20 protein-coding genes are annotated in these 18793 nt (G+C 64.6%); 12 read left to right on the top strand and 8 right to left on the bottom strand.

Annotated features, from left to right (window positions below):
• The first annotated feature begins 4 nt into the window (after positions 1-4).
• Complete coding sequence (locus AC07VU_RS04755) at positions 5-487, top strand: acyl-CoA thioesterase (RefSeq protein ID WP_007927601.1); 483 nt, start codon at positions 5-7, stop codon at positions 485-487.
• 67 nt (positions 488-554) lie between these two features.
• Here AC07VU_RS04755 and pdxY read toward each other — a convergent pair whose 3' ends face one another.
• Positions 555-1427, bottom strand: a complete 873-nt coding sequence (gene pdxY, locus AC07VU_RS04750; protein ID WP_053263155.1) for a pyridoxal kinase PdxY — start codon at positions 1425-1427, stop codon at positions 555-557.
• 116 nt (positions 1428-1543) lie between these two features.
• On the opposite strand from pdxY, the gene AC07VU_RS04745 reads away from it, so the two are divergent.
• Positions 1544-1939, top strand: coding sequence for a DUF3301 domain-containing protein (locus AC07VU_RS04745; protein WP_495029568.1), 396 nt, complete (start codon positions 1544-1546; stop codon positions 1937-1939).
• 150 nt (positions 1940-2089) lie between these two features.
• On the opposite strand, the gene AC07VU_RS04740 is transcribed toward AC07VU_RS04745, so the two are convergent.
• The 4 genes from AC07VU_RS04740 to dksA form a co-directional block, all read right to left on the bottom strand.
• Entirely contained in the window at positions 2090-3052 is a 963-nt protein-coding gene (locus AC07VU_RS04740; RefSeq protein WP_457275270.1) for a CobW family GTP-binding protein, read from the bottom strand.
• 167 nt (positions 3053-3219) lie between these two features.
• Positions 3220-3918 (bottom strand): DUF1826 domain-containing protein, encoded by a 699-nt coding sequence (locus AC07VU_RS04735; protein WP_274305049.1) that lies wholly within the window; start codon positions 3916-3918, stop codon positions 3220-3222.
• On the bottom strand, positions 3918-5126 hold the full coding sequence (gene zigA, locus AC07VU_RS04730) for a zinc metallochaperone GTPase ZigA (RefSeq protein WP_053263158.1): 1209 nt from the start codon (positions 5124-5126) through the stop codon (positions 3918-3920). Before zigA ends, AC07VU_RS04735 begins: the two co-directional genes overlap by 1 nt.
• A gap of 33 nt (positions 5127-5159) precedes the next feature.
• Entirely contained in the window at positions 5160-5564 is a 405-nt protein-coding gene (gene dksA / locus AC07VU_RS04725) for an RNA polymerase-binding protein DksA (RefSeq protein ID WP_009051641.1), read from the bottom strand.
• Positions 5565-5698: 134 nt separating this feature from the next.
• Here dksA and AC07VU_RS04720 point away from each other — a divergent pair, with 134 nt between their 5' ends.
• Positions 5699-6079 carry a hypothetical protein gene (locus AC07VU_RS04720; RefSeq protein WP_053263159.1) on the top strand — a complete coding sequence of 127 codons (381 nt, stop codon included), beginning with the start codon at positions 5699-5701 and terminating at the stop codon, positions 6077-6079.
• Positions 6080-6195: 116 nt separating this feature from the next.
• On the opposite strand, the gene AC07VU_RS04715 is transcribed toward AC07VU_RS04720, so the two are convergent.
• The gene (locus AC07VU_RS04715; protein WP_495029567.1) at positions 6196-7416 is read right to left on the bottom strand and encodes an N-acetylmuramoyl-L-alanine amidase; all 1221 of its coding nucleotides are present in this window, start codon (positions 7414-7416) and stop codon (positions 6196-6198) included.
• Positions 7417-7547: 131 nt separating this feature from the next.
• Between AC07VU_RS04715 and folE2 the strand changes: the two genes are divergently transcribed.
• Genes folE2 through thrS form a run of 8 tightly spaced genes read left to right on the top strand, consistent with a single transcriptional unit; the run spans position 7548 to position 15144 of the window.
• Entirely contained in the window at positions 7548-8444 is an 897-nt protein-coding gene (folE2, locus tag AC07VU_RS04710) for a GTP cyclohydrolase FolE2 (protein WP_007927611.1), read from the top strand.
• Positions 8441-9109, top strand: coding sequence for a metal ABC transporter ATP-binding protein (locus AC07VU_RS04705; protein WP_495029566.1), 669 nt, complete (start codon positions 8441-8443; stop codon positions 9107-9109). Before folE2 ends, AC07VU_RS04705 begins: the two co-directional genes overlap by 4 nt.
• A complete protein-coding gene (locus AC07VU_RS04700) occupies positions 9109-9975 on the top strand; it encodes a metal ABC transporter permease (protein WP_053263161.1) in 867 nt (288 codons plus the stop codon). Before AC07VU_RS04705 ends, AC07VU_RS04700 begins: the two co-directional genes overlap by 1 nt.
• Before the next feature lie 11 nt (positions 9976-9986).
• Positions 9987-10871: a metal ABC transporter substrate-binding protein gene (locus AC07VU_RS04695; RefSeq protein ID WP_495029565.1), complete on the top strand. Its 885-nt coding sequence runs from the start codon at positions 9987-9989 to the stop codon at positions 10869-10871.
• Complete coding sequence (gene hisI / locus AC07VU_RS04690) at positions 10868-11305, top strand: phosphoribosyl-AMP cyclohydrolase (RefSeq protein ID WP_007927616.1); 438 nt, start codon at positions 10868-10870, stop codon at positions 11303-11305. Before AC07VU_RS04695 ends, hisI begins: the two co-directional genes overlap by 4 nt.
• Positions 11302-11862 (top strand): gamma carbonic anhydrase family protein, encoded by a 561-nt coding sequence (locus tag AC07VU_RS04685; protein WP_053263163.1) that lies wholly within the window; start codon positions 11302-11304, stop codon positions 11860-11862. Before hisI ends, AC07VU_RS04685 begins: the two co-directional genes overlap by 4 nt.
• Positions 11863-11864: 2 nt before the next feature.
• Positions 11865-13202, top strand: a complete 1338-nt coding sequence (locus tag AC07VU_RS04680; RefSeq protein ID WP_274305057.1) for a dihydroorotase — start codon at positions 11865-11867, stop codon at positions 13200-13202.
• A 43-nt stretch (positions 13203-13245) separates the two neighbouring features.
• The gene (gene thrS, locus AC07VU_RS04675; RefSeq protein ID WP_495029564.1) at positions 13246-15144 is read left to right on the top strand and encodes a threonine--tRNA ligase; all 1899 of its coding nucleotides are present in this window, start codon (positions 13246-13248) and stop codon (positions 15142-15144) included.
• An 80-nt stretch (positions 15145-15224) separates the two neighbouring features.
• On the opposite strand, the gene AC07VU_RS04670 is transcribed toward thrS, so the two are convergent.
• Positions 15225-15746 (bottom strand): DUF3617 domain-containing protein, encoded by a 522-nt coding sequence (locus AC07VU_RS04670; RefSeq protein WP_007927620.1) that lies wholly within the window; start codon positions 15744-15746, stop codon positions 15225-15227.
• A gap of 222 nt (positions 15747-15968) precedes the next feature.
• On the opposite strand from AC07VU_RS04670, the gene cls reads away from it, so the two are divergent.
• The gene (gene cls, locus AC07VU_RS04665) at positions 15969-17408 is read left to right on the top strand and encodes a cardiolipin synthase (protein WP_277589876.1); all 1440 of its coding nucleotides are present in this window, start codon (positions 15969-15971) and stop codon (positions 17406-17408) included.
• A gap of 10 nt (positions 17409-17418) precedes the next feature.
• On the opposite strand, the gene cfaB is transcribed toward cls, so the two are convergent.
• A complete protein-coding gene (gene cfaB, locus AC07VU_RS04660; RefSeq protein ID WP_053263167.1) occupies positions 17419-18606 on the bottom strand; it encodes a C17 cyclopropane fatty acid synthase CfaB in 1188 nt (395 codons plus the stop codon).
• Positions 18607-18793 lie beyond the last annotated feature (187 nt).

Raw genomic sequence — 18793 nt, 5'->3', positions numbered from 1 at the left:
TGCTATGGAACCCGGAAACGCCCAGCTGTCGATGACGGTATTGATGACCCCTGACATGGCCAACTTCTCAGGCAATGTCCACGGCGGCACCCTGCTCAAGTACCTCGATGAAGTCGCCTACGCCTGCGCCAGCCGTTATGCCGGCCGTTATGTGGTGACCCTGTCGGTGGACCAGGTGATCTTCCGCGAGCCGATCCACGTCGGCGAACTGGTGACCTTCCTGGCCTCGGTCAACTACACCGGCAACACCTCGATGGAGGTCGGTATCAAGGTGGTCACCGAGAACATCCGCGAGCGCTCGGTGCGCCACACCAACAGTTGCTTCTTCACCATGGTAGCCGTGGACGACCAGCGCAAACCCGCCGCCGTGCCGCCACTGCAACCGCAAACCAGCGAAGACAAGCGCCGCTTCATGCAGGCCCAGCAACGCCGGCAGATCCGCCAGGAGCTGGAAAAGCGCTATCAGGAAATCAAGGCCGACGCCTGATCGTCCGAGACAGGCTCGCTTTTACCGAGCGAGCCTGTTGGCGATAAGCCCCCGCGCAACCCGTTAGTTACAGATCGATCGGTACCGCCTCGAACCGCACCCGTGGATGGGTGATCCGGTCCTGGGCCCGTATCAGTTGCAGTTCGTAACTGGCGCAGGCCTGGGTTTCCAGCAGCACTTCATGCACCGCCGCGGCGGTGAACTCGAACGCCGCCACCAGGCTGTCGCCCAGCAGCACCCGGGCCAGGAACAGCCCCGAAGTCAGGTCGCCCACACCCACCGGCTGACGCGGGAATGCCAGCAGCGGACGACGCAGGTGCCAGCTGCCTTCGGCGGTCACCAGCAACATCTCGAAGCCGTCCGGCAGCTTGCCCGGGTAATCCAGATGCTTGACCAGCACCGCTTTCGGACCACGCGCCAGCAGCGCCCGGGCCATGGCCAGGCAGTCGAACAGCGACTGCGGCTTGCGCCCGGCGAAGCTGTCCAGCTCCAGTTGGTTGGGGCAGAGGAAATCCGCCACAGCCGCCGCCTCTTCCAACAGGAAGTCGCTGACCTCCTGGGGCACGCTGCAACCCTTTTCCGGGTGGCCCATCACCGGGTCGCACAGGTACAGGGCCTTGGGGTTGGTCGCCTTGATCCGCGCCACACCACCGAGGATCGCCCGCCCCTGCGCCGCGCTGCCCAGGTAGCCGGACAGCACCGCGTCGCAGTTACCCAGTTCGCCGATGGCGGCAATGCCTTCCACCAGCTCCGGGATCTGGTGCGGCGACAGCACCTCGCCGGCCCACTGGCCGTATTGCGTGTGGTTGGAGAACTGCACCGTATTGAGCGGCCAGACATTCACCCCGACCCGCTGCATGGGAAACACCGCGGCGCTGTTGCCGGCATGGCCGAAGACCACATGGGACTGGATCGCAAGCAGATGAGGCGTACGTTTCATTCGGGTCATTCCGTAAAACGATTGAAATTCGAGCCGCGCAGTATGCGACTAAACGCAACCTGTACGACAGACCGAAGACGCAGTTAAGCTGGTGCGACTTCGTTGGAGCGCACCTCATGCTGACCCTTGGAAACATTTTCGTGCTGATGCTGCTGGCGACCGGCGTCGCCTGGCTATGGCACAACCACGGCCTGCGCGAGCGGGCGCTGGAGAGGGTCAAGCAGCATTGTGCGCGGCTCGATATCGAGCTGCTGGACGGCAACGTGGCGTTGAAGCGCATCGGTTTCGTCAGGGACGCCAGTGGTCGCCGGCGCCTGGCCCGGATCTACACCTTCGAATTCACCGTCACCGGCGAAACCCGCCATGCGGGGACCATCACCCAGTTCGGCGCCCACAGCGCGCAGATCGAACTGGCGCCCTACCCGATTGCAACGCCCGCGCCGCCACCCGTGCCGACACACAGCGCCGAAGTGATCGAACTGAGCCAATGGCGCGAAGGACGCAGCAAGTAAGGCCAACCGCCTATGCACTCCTGTAGGAGCGAGGCTTGCCCGCGATAGCCGCGAAGCGGCGATTTTTCCTGGCAAAACGCGTCATCGTTGACGAGTTTTTCGCGGGCAATCGAGCGTCGACCGGCCGCTCCTACAGAAGCAGGGGTTGGATTATTGGCAGCACTCAGCCAGGGACTGTTGCAGGGTGGCCACGTCCTGCGGCTCGCTGAAGATCAGCTCGATACGTGAATCGCGGCGCCACTCGCTGGCTTGCCAGTGCAGCGCGGCGTTATCCAGGGCGTTGCCCGAGACCCAGCCCTGCGCAGCGTGGATCACCAGCTTGGCCCGGCGCCAATCAAGGCTCGCCAGCCATTGCTCGAGGCACCGAATATCGAACACCCGGCTCGGGTGCCAGCGCCAACCGATGCTCCAGCCGCCCTCCTGGGCCTGGCTCAGGCAGATGGGCCGGGCCGGATCGGTCCAGATCGCCGGCAGCTGTGCCAATCCCTTGGGTACTTCGAAGCCCTCAATGGCAGCCCCCGCGCGAGCCTCCACGCCAGGCAAGCGCTCCAGCGCCAAGGTCCCGCGGGTAGTCCAGAGCAGCGGACAGGCCGGCAACTGCTCGAGAATGCCCTGACGCTGCGCCGCGTCGAGCCCTTCGTCCTTGTTCAGCAGCAACAGGCCGGCACTGGGCAGCGCCTCCTGTTGGGCCTGCGGCAGCGGCTTGCCGGCCGCCAGCGCCTGGGCATCGAGGACCAGCACGCAAGGTTGCACGGCCAGGACCTTTTGCCAGGGCGCCTCGCGCAATTGCTGTAGCAGTTGCGCCGGGTGCCCCAGGCCGGAAGGTTCGATAAACAGACGATCGGGTCGGGCCTTGCGCAGCAGGCGCCCCAGGCCTATCTGGAACGGCGCGCCGTTGACGCAGCACAGGCAGCCGCCAGCCACTTCGCCCAGGGCGATACCGTCCTCGTCCCGGGCCAGCAGCGCCGCATCCAGGCCGATCTGGCCGAACTCGTTGATCAGCACCGCCCAGCGCTCATTGGCCGGACGCTGCGCCAACAGGTGCTGGATCAGGCTGGTCTTGCCCGCGCCGAGGGGACCGGCGATGACGTGGGTGGGGATGTTGTGCAGCATGGGGGGAACGCTCGGAAAGGAGGTGATTGATCCTACGCGCTAACCCGCGGCAGCGAAATTCCCGTAGCCGCTGCCGCAGGCTGCGATAAGGCGCGCAGCGCCTTCCGAGGGCCTCAAGAGCACGTCTCCTGCGGAGCCGATCGCAGCCTGCGGCAGCGGCTACAGGGTCAGCCGAGCCAGTCCAGGGTGAGGATCAGCCGGCGCTCGCCGGGGGCCGGTTGCGGCGAGCGGTGGATCAGGCCGAAACCCTCGTTGCCCAGCCATTTCTCACCCTTGAACAGGGCCACCTCGCCGCTGGCCATCTGCTGGATCAGCGCGGCATCCGTGGGTTCGGCCTCGGCCTGGCCCAGTTGCCGACGATCCATCGCGCCCTCGCGCAGCCATTGGCTACCGGCGCCGGCATAGGTGGTGATCAGCCGTACCGGCACATGGTCGACATGAAAGCGCGGACACATGGCCTTATCCAGCACCCGCAGGCGCAGGCCGACGCGCTTGGCGCCCAGCAGGCAGGCAAAGGCGCTGACCAGCCAGGCGACATCGGCGATAAAGCCATCGTAGCCCTGCAGATCGCTGAAGCCAGAAGCCAGGCCGCGCAGGTTCGGCTCGGCGTCCTCGGTGTCGAGTTCCAGCGACAGCGACTCGGCCAGCGGCTCGTTCAGCGACAGCAGCAAGGCACCAAAATCGGCGATATGCGCCGGCAACTGGCGCTGCCACAGGGCCAGGTTGACCTCGTCGTCCAGCACCTCGGCCAGGACGATAGGGGCCGGGCCGCAAGCCTCGCGGCGTATCGGTTTGTGCAGGATTGGCCGCAGGAGCGGCTTCGCAAGCAGGTGCGCTCCCACAGGGGACAGTGGTTGGTAGAGCATCAGGCGGCGACCTCTTCATGCCAGGGGCCGAACGGATCGCGCATCAGGCGCCAGCCCTCCGCGCCCAAGGCCATTTCGTCGTCCGTCAGCAGGCAATCGTCGAGTTCGACGGTGAGCCGGGCGAAGTCGATGTTCTGGCCGATGAACACCAGTTCCTGGCGGCAGTCGCCGGTGGCAGCGGTCCAGTTCTGCATGATCGCCGCGGTGCTTTCCGCATCCTGCGGCCAGTGCTGCTTCGGCACGAAACGCCACCAGCGTCCGGCGAAACCATGACGCATCAGCCCCCCCGCCTGGGACCAGCTGCCGGCCTCCTGGTGCTTGCTGGCAAGCCAGAAAAAGCCCTTGGAACGCAGCAGTTTGCCGTTGCTCCAGGGGCGGTTGATGAAATCGAAAAAGCGCTGTGGATGAAAGGGTCGGCGCGCCCGATAGGCGCTGGAGGCGATGCCGTATTCTTCGGTTTCCGGCACATGCTCGCCGCGCAGCTCCTGCAACCAGCCCGGCGCCTGGGCAGCGCGCTCGAAGTCGAAACGACCGGTGTTGAGGATCTTCGCCAGCGGCACTTCGCCCATCACCATGGGGATGATTTCCGCCTGGGAATTGAGGCGTTCGAGGATGGCGATCAGTTCCTGGCGCTCGTCGCTGCCGATCAGGTCGATCTTGCTGATCAGGATCACGTCGGCGAACTCGATCTGCTCGATCAACAGATCGGTGATCGAACGCTCATCTTCCTCGCCCAGGGTTTCGCCGCGGGACGCCAGGCTTTCCGCGGCCTGGTAATCGAGCAGGAAGTTCATGCCGTCGACCACGGTGACCATGGTGTCCAGCCGCGCGATATCGGCCAGGCTCTGCCCCGCTTCGTCGCGAAAGGTGAAAGTCTCGGCCACCGGCAGCGGCTCGGAAATGCCGGTGGATTCGATCAGCAGGTAATCGAAACGCCCGTCCCTGGCCAGCTTGCCGACCTCTTCCAGCAGGTCTTCGCGCAGGGTGCAGCAGATGCAGCCGTTGCTCATTTCGACCAGTTTTTCTTCGGCGCGGTTGAGGCTGACATCGCGCTGCACTTCGCTGCCGTCGATGTTGATTTCGCTCATGTCGTTGACGATCACCGCCACCCGCAGGTTGTCGCGGTTGCGCAGAACGTAGTTGAGCAGCGTGCTTTTGCCGGCGCCGAGAAAGCCGGACAGCACGGTAACGGGAAGACGGTCGGTCATCAGGTGATCCTCATCGGGGGCTGGGTGGCTGGGTCAGATCGCCCGTTGATGGCGTTCGCGCAGCTCTTGGCGTTCTTTGGCTTCGATACACAGGGTGGCGGTGGGCCGCAGCAGCAGGCGCCTGAGGCCAATGGCCTCGCCGGTTTCGCGGCACCAGCCGTACTCGCCACGGGCCAGGCGTTCGAGGGCTTCGTCGATCTTGTCCAGCAGCTTCTTTTCCCGCTCCAGCAGGCGCAGTTGCCACTGACGCTGCTCTTCGGCGCTGCCGATATCGGCGGGGTCGCTGTGGGGTTCCTGCTCGCGCAGCACCTCGAACTCGCCATCGATACGCTCTTGCAGCTCGACGCGCTGGGCCAGCAGCAGCTCACGGAAATAAGCCTGCTGGACATCGTTCATGTAGTCCGCCTCGGGCTGGGCGAGAAGTTGCGCTTCGGTCATCGGGCGTTCAGTCATGGTGGGTCACGGGTCAGGCTTTATTTAATGTTATAGTATAACAATACAAATAAGCCAACCCTCTCTTGCCGCCCGCGACGAAGGGCGGGATGCTTGAGCCTCCCCAGCCGAGAAACCCCATGCGCCACGCCTTGAAATACACGCTGCTGAGCCTGTCCCTGCTGGTCGCGGACACCGCCATCGCGCAAGTGCCCAGCGCCCTGGCCACCTGCACCCGCAGCGCCAACCTGCTGGCCTGCGTGGATGCCGAAGGCAACGCCTACAGCGTCGCGGCCGCAGGCAGTACTACCTATCTGCGGGGTTTCGAGGTCACCGGCAAACGTTATTGGGCGCAGACCAACAGCCGCTACGGCCAACTGACCTTCTTTACCGGCCTGGCCTCCGACGGCGAAGCCTGGGTCGGCTACAGCCAGCGCGTCGGCTGGACCACCCGCAACCGCTTTTCCAGCTCCGGCGGCAGCAGCGGCAAGTTCACTTGCAGCCGGATCACTGGCTGCTAAGCAAAGCATTTTGTAGGAGCGAGGCTTGCCCGCGATGGACGCTTACGTCGTATAGCTGATACACCGCAGCGTCTTCATCGCACGCAAGCTTCGCTCCTACAGAAGCCTGGGCCGCGTCAGGCCTGGGCTCTTTTCTGTTCCTGCAACCAGGCCATGTAGCTGTTCACCGGCGGATTCTTCTGGAAGTAGCTCTGCAAGCCCGCGAACAGCCCATCGGCAATCGCCTGCTGGTGCCGCGCGGTGACCAGGCGCTGGCTGTCGCGACTGTTGGAGATGAAGCCGGTCTCCACCAGGATCGAGGGCACGTCGGGGGACTTGAGCACCGCGAAACCGGCCTGTTCCACGCGCTTCTGGTGCAGGGTGGTGATGCCCGCCAGGCTGCCCAATACGGTACCGCCCAACTGCAGGCTGGCGGCGATGGTGGCGTTCATCGACATGTCGAGAATCACCCCGGCGAGCATCGGGTCCTTGTCTTTCAGGTTGAGCAGGCTGGTGGCGCCCAGCAGGTCGGCGCCGTTCTCCCGCTGCGCCATGAAGCGCGCCGTGGCCGACGTCGCACCACCTTCCGACAGCGCGTAAACCGAAGCCCCGGACGCCGTCAGGCGTGGCGCCGCATCGGCATGCACCGAGATAAACATGTCGGCCTTGTGCTTGCGGGCGATCTCCACCCGCTTGCGCAGCGGCACGAAGAAATCGTCGTTGCGCACCAGCTTCACATCGAAGCCCTTCTCACGCTTCAGCCGCTTGGCCAGCAGCTGGGCGATCGCCAGTACCACATCCTTCTCCCGTTCGCCACGGGCGCCGACCGCCCCCGGGTCCTTGCCGCCGTGACCCGGGTCGACCACAACAATGATGTCGCGCTTGGGATGCGCTCGGTCCGCCGGTGTTTCACGCGGCAAAGCGGGAGCAGCGACCACCGCGATCTGCTGCGGGACGCGGCTGGCGTTGCTCAGATCGAGCACCAGGCGGTGGCCCTGGCCGTCCTGGGGTGGCAGCAAAAAGCTGTCGAGCCGCTGCGGTTCGGCCAGGTCGAGGACGATCCGCGTATCGCCCTGGCCAAAGTGCCCGGAACGGATTGAGCGAATCGGCGTGTTGGCCAGGGCCAGTTGGCTGAAATCGCCACTGAGCTGCGCGCCGCGAAGGTCGATGATCAGCCGTTCCGGCGCGCTGAGAGAGAAGGTCTTGTAGTGCACCGGCCCACTCAGATCGAGCACCAGGCGCAGCTTGTCGGCCGAGTTCCATAAACGCAGGTTGCGAATCTGGGTGGCGGATACCCCCAAAGGCAGAACCAAGGCCGCGCTGGCCAACAGCAGGTTGAGCAACTGACGTCTGTGCATGACTTACACCGCAGATTGAGGAGCATCCGTACTCGATAAGGCTTGGTGAAAAAAACGTTCAGGAAAAAGGTTTCATCGACTGCATTGTTATAATATAACATGGCAAATTGTTTCCAACGATGGACCTGCTCATGAATGCGCTGACTCTGCCGGATATCGCCGCGCAGGCCGCACGCCAGGCCCTGCCCCTTGAGTGGGTGGGCATGTGTGGCATTGCCTTACCTGTGTTGTTTGATGGCCAGCGGATTGGCGCAACAGCGGATGCCGGCGTCAGCCTCGACGACGGCGAAGCCCGCGGCATTCATATGTCGCGCCTGTATCTGGCGCTGGAAATGCTCGAACAGGAAAATCTCACCCCGGCCCTGATGCGCCAGGTACTACAACGTTTTCTCGACAGCCACGACGGGCTGTCCAGCAGTGCCTACCTGCGAATTCATGCCGATCTGCTACTGAAACGCCCCGCCTTGATCAGCCCGTTGGCCGGCTGGAAAACCTATCCGGTGAGCATCGAAGCGCACCTGAAAAACGCAATGTTCCACGTGGAACTAAAAATCGAGGTGCCTTATTCCTCGACGTGCCCCTGTTCAGCCGCGCTTTCCAGGCAGCTGATTCAGCAACAATTCATCGATGATTTCGCCAACCGGGCGCTGCACCATGAAGACATCCTGACCTGGCTCGGCTCCTCGAAAGGCATAGTCGCCACACCTCACAGCCAGCGCAGCACCGCGCAATTGCAGTTGCGCCTGGATGACTTTCTCGACGAGTTGCCGTTGATGGCGGCGATCAACGACGCCGAAGCCGCCCTCGGCACCGCCGTGCAAACCGCGGTGAAACGCGCCGACGAACAAGCCTTCGCCCTGGCCAACGGGCAGAATCTGATGTTCTGCGAAGACGCCGCGCGCCGCCTGAACCTCGCCTTGCAACGTTCGCCAGGCATCCGCGCCTTCCAGGTGCGCGTGGTTCACGCCGAAAGCCTGCACGCCCACGACGCCGTAGCGGAAAGCCGCTGGAACTGGGAGCTCGCATGATCAGCCTGCAATCGCTACGTTGGGGCGCGCCCGGCCAACCGCTGACGCCGGCACTCGACCTTGAGCTGGAGCCCGGCAGCCTGACCGCCATCATCGGCGCCAACGGCTCGGGCAAAAGCAGTCTGCTGAAAGTCATCGCCGGCCTGCAAAAGCCCTTGGCCGGGAAGATCAAGTTGCAGGTCCCGCACCGTGGCGGCCTGTCCTTTCTGCCGCAGCAGCAGTACCTCGACCGGCAGTTCCCCATCACCCTGCAGGAATTGGTGGCCGCCGGTTTCTGGGGCGATCGGCAAAGCGCGCAACAGCGTGCCGGACGTTTGCAGCAGGTGCTCGCAGACTGGTGCCTGAGCGGCCTGGAACAACGCGCGTTGATGGCCTTGTCCGGCGGCGAATTGCAGCGTGCCCTGCTCGCCCGCCTGAGCCTCGCCGATTCCCCGCTGTTGCTGCTGGACGAACCCCACGCCGCCCTGGACGAACTGGGCCAGGCCCTGCTGTGGAAACACATCCACACCTGGCAGCAGCAAGGTCGCACGCAAATCGTGGTCTGCCATGACCTCGCCGCCGTGCGCCAGCACATCCCCCAGGCCCTGCTGATCAAGGCCAGCGGTTGCCGGTTCGGCAGCAGCGAAGAACTGATCGTCCAGCCCATTCAGATGCAGGTGGCCTGATGCTCGCCGCCGCCCAGCTCTGGCAGCCCTTCCACGAGTTCGTGTTCATGCGCCGGGCATTGCTCGGCGGCCTGGCGCTGGCATGCAGCACCGCACCGTTGGGGGTGTTCCTGATCCTGCGGCGCATGAGCCTGATCGGCGACGCCGTGGCCCACGGCATCCTCCCCGGCGCGGCGCTGGGCTTCTGGTTCGCCGGGCTGAGCCTGCCGGCACTGACGCTTGGCGGCCTTGGCGCCGGACTCGGCATGGCCGGCCTGGCCGCCTGGATTACCCGACGCACCGGCTTGCGCGAGGACGCCAGCCTGGCCGCGATCTACCCGATTTCCCTGGCCAGCGGCGTGCTGATTCTCGGCCTCGCCGGCAAACGCCTGGACCTGCTGCACCTGCTGTTCGGCTCGGCCCTGGCGGTGGACGGGCCGACCCTGGAGGGCATGCTCTGGGTCTCCGGGTTCAGCCTGCTGGCCATGGCGCTGATCTACAAGGCACTGCTGCTGGACACCCTCGACCCACTGTTCCTCAACAGCGTCAGCCGCCTCGGCCCCCTCGCCCACGGCCTGTTCCTGACCCTGGTGGTGCTGAACCTGGTGATCGGTTTCCAGGCCATCGGTGCCTTGATGGTGGTCGGCCTGATGATGCTGCCGGCCGCCGCCTCGCGCTTCTGGAGTCGGCGCCTGCCGGTGCTGATCGGCATTGCCGCGCTGCTCGGTTGCCTCTCGGTATGGCTCGGCCTGTTGCTGTCGTTCCACTACTCGCTGCCCAGCGGCCCGGCCATCGTCCTGGTGGCGGGCGGCCTGTACCTGCTGTCCGTGGTGTTCGGTCCGGTGCACGGCCTGCTGCGCCGCCCGCCTTTGCTCACATCCCCATGAGGTGTTCCCCGATGCGCGCCCTACTCGTACTCTTCAGTCTGTTGCTGCCGTTGTCGCTGTCGCCCGCCCAGGCCGCGGACAAACTCGCTGTGGTCACCAGCTTCAGCATCCTCGCCGACATCACCCGCCAGGTCGGCGGCGAGCACATCCAGATCACCGACATGGTCGGCCCGGACGCCGACGCCCATACCTACGAACCGACACCGGACGATGCCAAGGCCCTGCTCAAGGCCCGATTGATCATCAAGAACGGCCTGGGTTTCGAGCCCTGGCTGGATCGCCTGGTGGCCAGTACCGGCACCCGGGCCCCGGTGATCACCGCCAGTCGCGGAGTGATCCCGCGCTCGCTGGATGAGGACGGCGAGACCGTTCCCGACCCGCACGCCTGGCACAACCTGGCGAACGCCGAACTCTATGTGGGCAACATCACCAAGGCGCTGGTGGCCGCCGACCCGACGAACAAGGCTGATTACGAACGCAACAGCCAGGCCTACCTGAAACGGATCTACGCGCTGCTGGCCGAAGCCAAGGCCAAGTTCGGCGCGCTGCCGCCGGGCAACCGCAAGATCGTCACCTCCCACGACGCCTTCGGTTACCTGGGGCAGGCCTATGGCATCGACTTCATGGCCCCGCAAGGCCTGTCCACCGAGCGCGAACCCTCGGCCGCCGAAGTCGCGGCGCTGATCACCCAGATCCGCAACGCCAAGGTCAAGGCGGTGTTCATGGAGAACATCAAGGACGCGCGCCTGCTCAAGCAGATCGCCGACGAAAGCGGCGCCCATATCGGCGGCACCCTGTACTCCGACGCCCTCGCCGCCAAGGGGCCAGCCAGCACTTTCACCGGGCTGTTCGAATACAACCTGAACACCCTGTACGACGCCCTGAGCCAGCCATGAACAAGCGCCCTCCACTGTCGATGCTCGACCTGGAAAGCGCGCCCCTGGGCAGCCGTTGGCCGCTCACCAGCGTTCTCGATGCCCTGCCATGGAACGCCGACGGCCTGATCGCCGCCATCGCCCAACAGCACGACAGCGGCGAGGTGCTGATGCTGGCCTGGATGAACCGCAAGGCGCTGGCCGAGACCCTGGCCAGCGGGCAGGTCTGCTACTGGTCGCGCTCGCGCCGGCAACTGTGGCGCAAAGGCGAAAGCTCGGGGCATCGCCAACGTCTGCTCGAAGCGCGCCTGGACTGCGACGGCGACGCCGTCCTGCTGCTGGTGGACCAGCAAGGTCCGGCCTGCCACACCGGGCGCCCCAACTGTTTTTACAACGCCATTCGCGACGGCGCGGTGCAGGTCATCAGCGCGCCGCTACAGGAAACCCCAGCATGATTCGCAAGAACCCCTCCGGCGATCTGCCGGTCATCGCCGAGTCGGCCTATGTCGACAAGACCGCCATCATCTGCGGCAAGGTGGTGATCGGCGAGAACGTCTTCGTCGGCCCCTATGCGGTGATCCGTGCCGACGAAGTCAACGAGCAAGGCGCCATGGACCCGATCGTCATCGGCGCCAATTCGAACATCCAGGACGGCGTGGTGATCCATTCCAAATCCGGCGCGGCGGTGACCATCGGCGAGTTCACCTCCATCGCCCACCGCTCGATCGTCCATGGCCCGTGCACGGTCGGCGACCGGGTCTTCATCGGCTTCAACAGCGTGCTGTTCAACTGCGCGGTCGGCAACGGCAGCGTAGTGCGACACAACTCGGTGGTCGATGGCCGCGACCTGCCGCAAGGCTTCTACGTGCCCTCCACCACCCGTATCGGGCCCAACACCGACCTCTCGCAGTTCCCGCCGGTCAGCGTCAGCGCCTCGGAGTTTTCCGAAGACGTGGCGCGCACCAACGTCGATCTGGTGCGCGGTTACAAAGCCCTGCAGAACGAGTTCTGAACATGCACAGCGTGCTGATTCGCAACGCCCGGCTGGTCAATGAAGGACGCGAGTTCGACGCCGACCTGCTGGTGGACCATGGGCGCATCGTCAAGATCGCCAGCAGCATCGAAGGCGAGAACGCCCGCACCGAGATCGACGCCCAGGGCCAGTGGCTGCTGCCGGGCATGATCGACGACCAGGTGCATTTCCGTGATCCCGGCGCGCCGGAGAAAGGTAGCTTCCACAGCGAGTCGCGGGCTGCCGTGGCGGGTGGCATCACCAGTTTCATGGACATGCCCAACACCCAGCCCGCGACCCTGACCCTGGCCGCGCTGGAGAACAAGAAGCGCCGAGCGGCGATCCACTCGGTGGCCAACTATGGCTTTCACTTCGGCGTCAGCCGCGACAACCTCGACACGGTCGCTGCCCTCGATCCGTGCCTGGTGGCCGGGGTCAAAGTGTTCATGGGCGCCTCCACCGGCAACATGCTGGTGGACGATCCGCAGGTCCTCGAGCGGTTGTTCGCCGAGGTGCCGACCATTCTCCTGGCGCACTGCGAACACACGCCCAGCATCCAGGCCAACGAACGGCGCATGCAGGAGCGTTTCGGCGAAGCGATTCCCGCCGTGGCCCATTCCCTGATCCGCGATGCCGAAGCCTGCTATCGCTCCTCGTCGCTGGCCGTGGATCTGGCCAAGCGTCACGGCACTCGCCTGCATGTCTTGCACCTGACCACTGCCCGCGAACTGGAACTGTTCGAAGACCAGCCCCTGGCGCAAAAGCGCATCACCGCCGAAGTCTGCCTGCACCACCTGCTGTTCGACGATCGTGATTACGCGCGCCTCAAGCACCTGATCAAATGCAACCCGGCGATCAAGACCCGCGCCGACCGCGACGCCCTGCGCCAGGCCTTGCTCGGCAACCGCCTGGATGTGATCGGCAGCGATCACGCGCCGCACACCTGGGCACAGAAACAGCAGCCCTACCGCCAGGCGCCTGCCGGGCTGCCGCTGGTGCAACACGCCCTGCCCGCCCTGCTGGAACTGGTGGCCGACGGCGTGCTGCCCATCACCACCCTGGTGGAGAAAACCAGCCACCGGGTCGCCGACCTGTTCGCCATTCCCGATCGCGGCTACCTGCGCGAAGGCTACTGGGCCGACCTGGTGCTGATCAGGCCCGAGCCCGAGGGCCTCGCCGTGGCCCAGCAGCCGATCCTCGCCCAGTGCGGCTGGACGCCCTTCGCCGAACAGCGTTTCCGGCACAGCGTCGACACCACCCTGGTATCGGGGCAACTGGCCTGGCACGCCGGGTGCCTGTACGACAACTGCCAGGGCCTGCCGCTGCGTTTTACCCGCTGATCCCTTCCCTGACCCCCTCCCCTGGAACACCAAGGAACACCCGATGATTCACATCACCCTGCCCGACGGCTCACAACGTGAGTACGACCAGCCGCTTTCCGTGCACGAGGTGGCCGCGAGCATCGGCCTCGGCCTGGCCAGGGCGGCCGTCGCCGGCCGGGTGAACGATCGACTGGTGGATTGCTCCTTTATGCTTGAGGGCGATGCCCGGGTCAGCATCGTCACCGCCCGCGAGCCCGAGGGCCTGGAGATCCTGCGTCACTCCTGCGCGCACCTTTTGGCCATGGCGGTGAAGGAGTTGTACCCCTCGGCCCAGGTCACCATCGGCCCGGTGATCGAGGACGGCTTCTTTTACGACTTCGCCTACGAACGGCCCTTTACCCCCGACGACCTGCAGCGCATCGAAGCGCGCATGACCCGCCTGGCCGCGACCAACCATGCGGTGCGCCGGCGCGAGCTGAGCCGTGACGACGCCCTGGAATACTTCGCCAGCCTGGGCGAGCACTACAAGGCCGAGCTGATCCACGACATCCCGCAGGACCAGGTGCTGTCGCTGTACCGCCAGGGCGATTTCGAAGACCTGTGCCGAGGCCCCCACGTGCCATTCACTGGAATCCTCCAGGCGTTCAAACTGACCAAGGTCGCCGGCGCCTACTGGCGCGGCGACGCCAGGAACGCCCCGCTGCAACGGATCTACGGCACCTGCTGGGCCACCCAGAAAGACCTCAAGGATTACCTGACCCGCCTGGAAGAAGCCGGCAAGCGCGACCACCGCAAGCTCGGACAGCAACTGGACCTGTTCCACTTCGACGACTGCGCACCGGGCTCGGTATTCTGGCATGCCAAGGGCTGGACCCTGTTCCAGCAACTGATCGGCTACATGCGCCAGCGCCAGGACCAGGCCGGCTATCAGGAAGTGAACACCCCCGACGTGATGGACCGCGGCCTCTGGGAAACCTCCGGGCACTGGCAGAACTACCGCGACCACATGTTCAGCACCACCACCGAAGACCAGCGGGTGTTCGCCCTCAAGCCGATGAACTGCCCTGGCGCGGTGTCGATCTTCAGCCGTGGCCTGAAAAGCTACCGCGACCTGCCGCTGCGCATCGCCGAGTTCGGCAAGGTGCATCGCTACGAGCCCTCCGGCGCGTTGCACGGGTTGCTGCGGGTGCGCCACTTCACCCAGGACGACGCGCACATCTTCTGCACCCCGGCGCAGATGCAGGCGGAATGCGCGAGCACCATCGCCCTGGTGTTCGACATCTATCGCGACTTCGGCTTCCACGACGTCGCGGTCAAGCTCTCCACCCGGCCGGCCCATCGCATCGGCAGCGACGCGCTGTGGGACCAGCTGGAAGGTGCCTTGTCCGGCGCCCTGGAGACGATGGCGATCGACTACCGGATCAACCCCGGCGAAGGCGCGTTCTACGGTCCGAAACTGGAGTTCGTGCTGCGCGACGCCATCGGCCGCGACTGGCAATGCGGCACCCTGCAGGTCGATCTCAACCTGCCGGAACGCTTCGAGATCAGCTACATCGACGAGCACGGTGAACGCCAGCGCCCGGTGATGCTGCATCGCGCGCTGTTCGGTTCCCTGGAGCGTTTTATCGGCATCCTCATCGAGCATTACAGCGGCGCCCTGCCCTGCTGGCTGGCGCCGCGGCAGGCGGTGGTGATCAACATCAGCGAAGGTCAGGCGGACTATGCCCAGTCGGTGGCCGACAGCCTGTCGCGCCAGGGCCTGCGAGCCAGCGCCGACCTGCGCAACGAGAAGATCAGCTACAAGATCCGCGAGCACTGCCTGCAAAAGGTGCCGTACCTGCTGGTGGTGGGCGACAAGGAAAAGGACGGGGGATTTGTCAGCTTGCGCAGCCGCAATGGCGAGGACCTGGGGCGGTGGGCGGTGAGCGAGGTGGTGGAGCGCTTGCGGATAGAGTTGTAGCGACAGACGCCATCGCGAGCAAGCTTGCGCCTACAGGTTTAATACGATCCCCTGTAGGAGCGAGCTTGCTCGCGATGCTCTTAGGCTCTTGGCTTGACCGTCCCGCAATCCTGCCCCAGCCACACCGCACGGGTGTCCATGCTGCCCTTCTGCTGGAAGCCGGTGGCATTGAAGGTACCGATGACGTTGGTGGTGAACTCACGATCGCTGAGGAATTTCGCCACGCCCGAGCCCTGGGCTTTCGGGCAGCTGAAGCGGAATTTCCACTGGTTGGAGGTGCGGTCGGTGACCTCCTGGCGGCAACCCGATTGCGGGTCCTGCAGCGGGATGGTGTCGGACTTCACCTGCTCCGGCGTCAGGCACACGCGGATGCCCTTGCCGCCCATGGTCACGCCCTGCTTCTCCAACTGCGCCCGTTGCTCGGGCGTCAGCTGTTGTTGCAACTGACCGAGAATCAACGACAGGTCCGGCAGGCTCTGGTCATCAACTTTCATGTTGCTGGTGGTCAGTTCCCACAGGCCCGGTTGCAGCATCTGGGCCTGCGCGGCCAGCGGAAGCGAGACAACGGCGGCCATGGCCAAACCCAGTAGACGAAGCTTCATCGAATGACTCCTAGACAGTAGTGGCCGTTAGACGCCAAAAATGCAGCGGCGTTGCATGGCGAATTAATTAGCGACAATCATGCTCGAACATGGTCTGTTAGGGTCTGCAACGAAGAGTTGGCGAGCAAGGTCGCGCCTGTTTGCACGCAGCGCCGAAGGCTCCCGGCACGCCGCTTTTCATACGGACCCCAGCATTGAATCTTCAGGAGCAAGGCTGTCCCCATGGATTATTTTGGCCCACATATTTTTGGCTATCTGATTGCCACCCTGCACTTTCTCGGCCTGATCGCCGCCATCCACGCCGTGCTGACCGTCAGGACCGCCCAAGGCTCCATCGCCTGGGCCCTGTCGCTGTTGTTCATGCCGTACCTGACCCTTATTCCTTATCTGGTGTTCGGCCGCAGCACCTTCGATGCCTATATCAAGGCCCGGCGCCAGGCCAACCTGGAGATGCGCAAGGCGATCAACGAGCTGAACTGGCGCCCCTGGATCGAGGAGGCCCTGAGCGCCCGCGCCTCCGCCGCCTACACCTCGCTGCGGGCCATGCCCAAGCTGGGCCGCATGCCCTGCCTGGCCAGCAACCATGTACAACTGCTGGTCAACGGCGATGCCACCTTCGCCGCGATTTTCGCGGCCATCGAACGCGCCCGCACGGCGGTGCTGATCCAGTTCTTCATCATCCACGACGACGACCTTGGCCGACGCCTGCAAGCGCTGCTGCTGAAAAAGGCTGGCGAAGGCGTGGCGATCCACCTGCTCTACGACCGCATCGGCAGCCATTCCCTGCCCCACGCCTATGTGCAGCCCCTGCGCGACGCCGGCATCCAGGTGCATGCCTTCGCCACCCGCAGCGGCTGGCTCAACCGCTTCCAGATCAACTTTCGCAATCACCGCAAGATAGTGGTGGTGGATGGCCTGCTGGGGTTTGTCGGCGGGCATAACGTAGGCGACGAATACCTGGGGAAAAAACCGCCGTTGGCGCCTTGGCGCGATACCCATGTTTCGGTCAGCGGTCCGGTGGTGGCCTGCCTGCAGGAGTCCTTCGCCGAAGACTGGTTCTGGGCCTCGCGGCAATTGCCGCCGTTGATCCTGCCGGACACCTACCCCGATGACGGCGTGCTGTGCCAGGTGCTGGCCAGCGGCCCGGCGGACCCTTATGAAACCTGCTCGCTGTTCTTCGTCGAAGCCATCCACGCGGCGACCGAACGGGTGTGGATCACCAGCCCCTATTTCGTTCCCGACGAGGCCGTGTTCGCCGCCTTGCGCCTGGCTGCCCTGCGCGGGGTGGATGTGCGGATCCTGCTGCCGTCGCGCGCGGACCACCGGATCGTCTACGCGGCATCCAGCCTGTACGCCTTCGAAGCCGTACGCGCCGGGGTGCGGGTGTTCCGTTACCAGCCGGGTTTCCTGCACCAGAAAGTGGTGCTGATCGACAGCGAAATCAGCGCGATCGGCAGCGCCAACCTGGACAACCGCTCGTTCCGCCTGAATTTCGAGGTGATGTTGCTGACCGTGGACGAAGCCTTCGCCAGGGAGGTGGAACAGATGCTCAACCTCGACTTCGAGCGTTCCCGCGAAATCGCCAAAGAAGAAAGCCGGGAAACCCACCGCCTGCAACAACTTGGCATGCGGGTCGCCCGGCTTATTTCACCGATCCTCTAGCGTCGGCGCTTCATGAGTAATACAGGTCGTCGCGGGTCCAGGGCAGCTCATGACTGCCATCGGCGTGAGCCTTGACCGCGAGAATCTGGTGCAGGTTGATCCAGCCGCGGGCGAAGGCGTAGGCACAGCCGGCCAGGTACAGGCGCCAGATGCGCAAGACCTGTTCCGGCACCAGCCGGGAGGCGGCTTCCAGGTTGTCTTCCAGGCGCTCGCTCCAGTGGTCCAGGGTACGGGCGTAATGCAGGCGCAGGCTTTCCACGTCGACGATCTCCAGCCCCGCTTCGCTGATCTCGGCCGAGATCATCGCCAGGTGCGGCAGCTCGCCATTGGGGAACACATACTTCTCGATGAAGTCGCCGGCTCCACGGCCCACGGGACGTCCATCGGTGTGCTTGGCGGTGATTCCGTGGTTCATCACCAGGCCGCCCTCGCGCACCGCACCGAACAGCGTCTTGCAGTACTGCGCCAGGTTGGCGTGGCCCACGTGCTCGAACATACCGACGCTCACCACCTTGTCGAAGCGGCCGTCCTGGGGCAGGTCGCGGTAGTCCAGCAGTTGCAGTTCCACCTGGTCCTGCAAGCCTTCGGCGATCACCCGCTCCCTGGCCAGCGCCAGCTGTTCCTTGCTCAGGGTGATACCGAAGACCTTGGCCCCGAATTCTCGCGCCGCGTACCGCGCCAGCCCGCCCCAGCCGCAACCGACATCCAGCAGGTACTCGCCGGGCTGCAAGCGCAGCTTGCGGCACAGGTGGCGAAATTTGGCCTGTTGGGCCTGTTCCAGGCTTTCACTGCCGGTCTCGAAATAGGCGCAGGAATAGGCCATGTCGCTGTCGAGCCACAGCTGGTAGAAGTCGTTGGAAAGGTCGTAGTGGTAGGAGATGGCGGCCGCATCGGTGGCCTTGTCGTGCAGGGAACGTACCGGCAGCGCTTCTTCCTCGCCGTCCAGCAGCGCCTGGCTCAGTTCATCGCAAACCCGGATGACTTCGCTGATTGAGCCTTCCAGCTCAAGTTTGCCCTCGACGAACGCCGCTCCCAGCGAGTTGAGAGTGGGATGGGCGAGCTGGGTGACCAGTTGCGGGTCCTTGACCACAATAGTGACGCTGGGCGCCGGCCCCAGATTGAACTCATGGCCGTCCCAGAGTCGCAGGCGTAGCGGTAGTTGCAGATTCTGTAAGGCCGGTGGAAGTTGCGCGAGCATGGATTATCCCCCTTGTTTCAGACGTCTGAGTGAGGTTAGACCATACTGAAAAATTAGCAGGCTATCGATCTGATAGCTGAAATTCATCAGTGCCGGCAGTGCAACAATCCCTGCTGAACAGCCAGCCGACCGTCCCGGAAGCAGGGCCCTCTTCACAGATGACCGCCAGGCGGGCGCACAGTTCGAC

The sequence above is a fragment of the Pseudomonas sp. GW821-FHT02B10 genome (assembly GCF_059421865.1).
The sequence above is the reverse complement of the archived record's forward strand: the minus strand, read 5'-3'. Positions and strand labels throughout refer to the sequence as shown.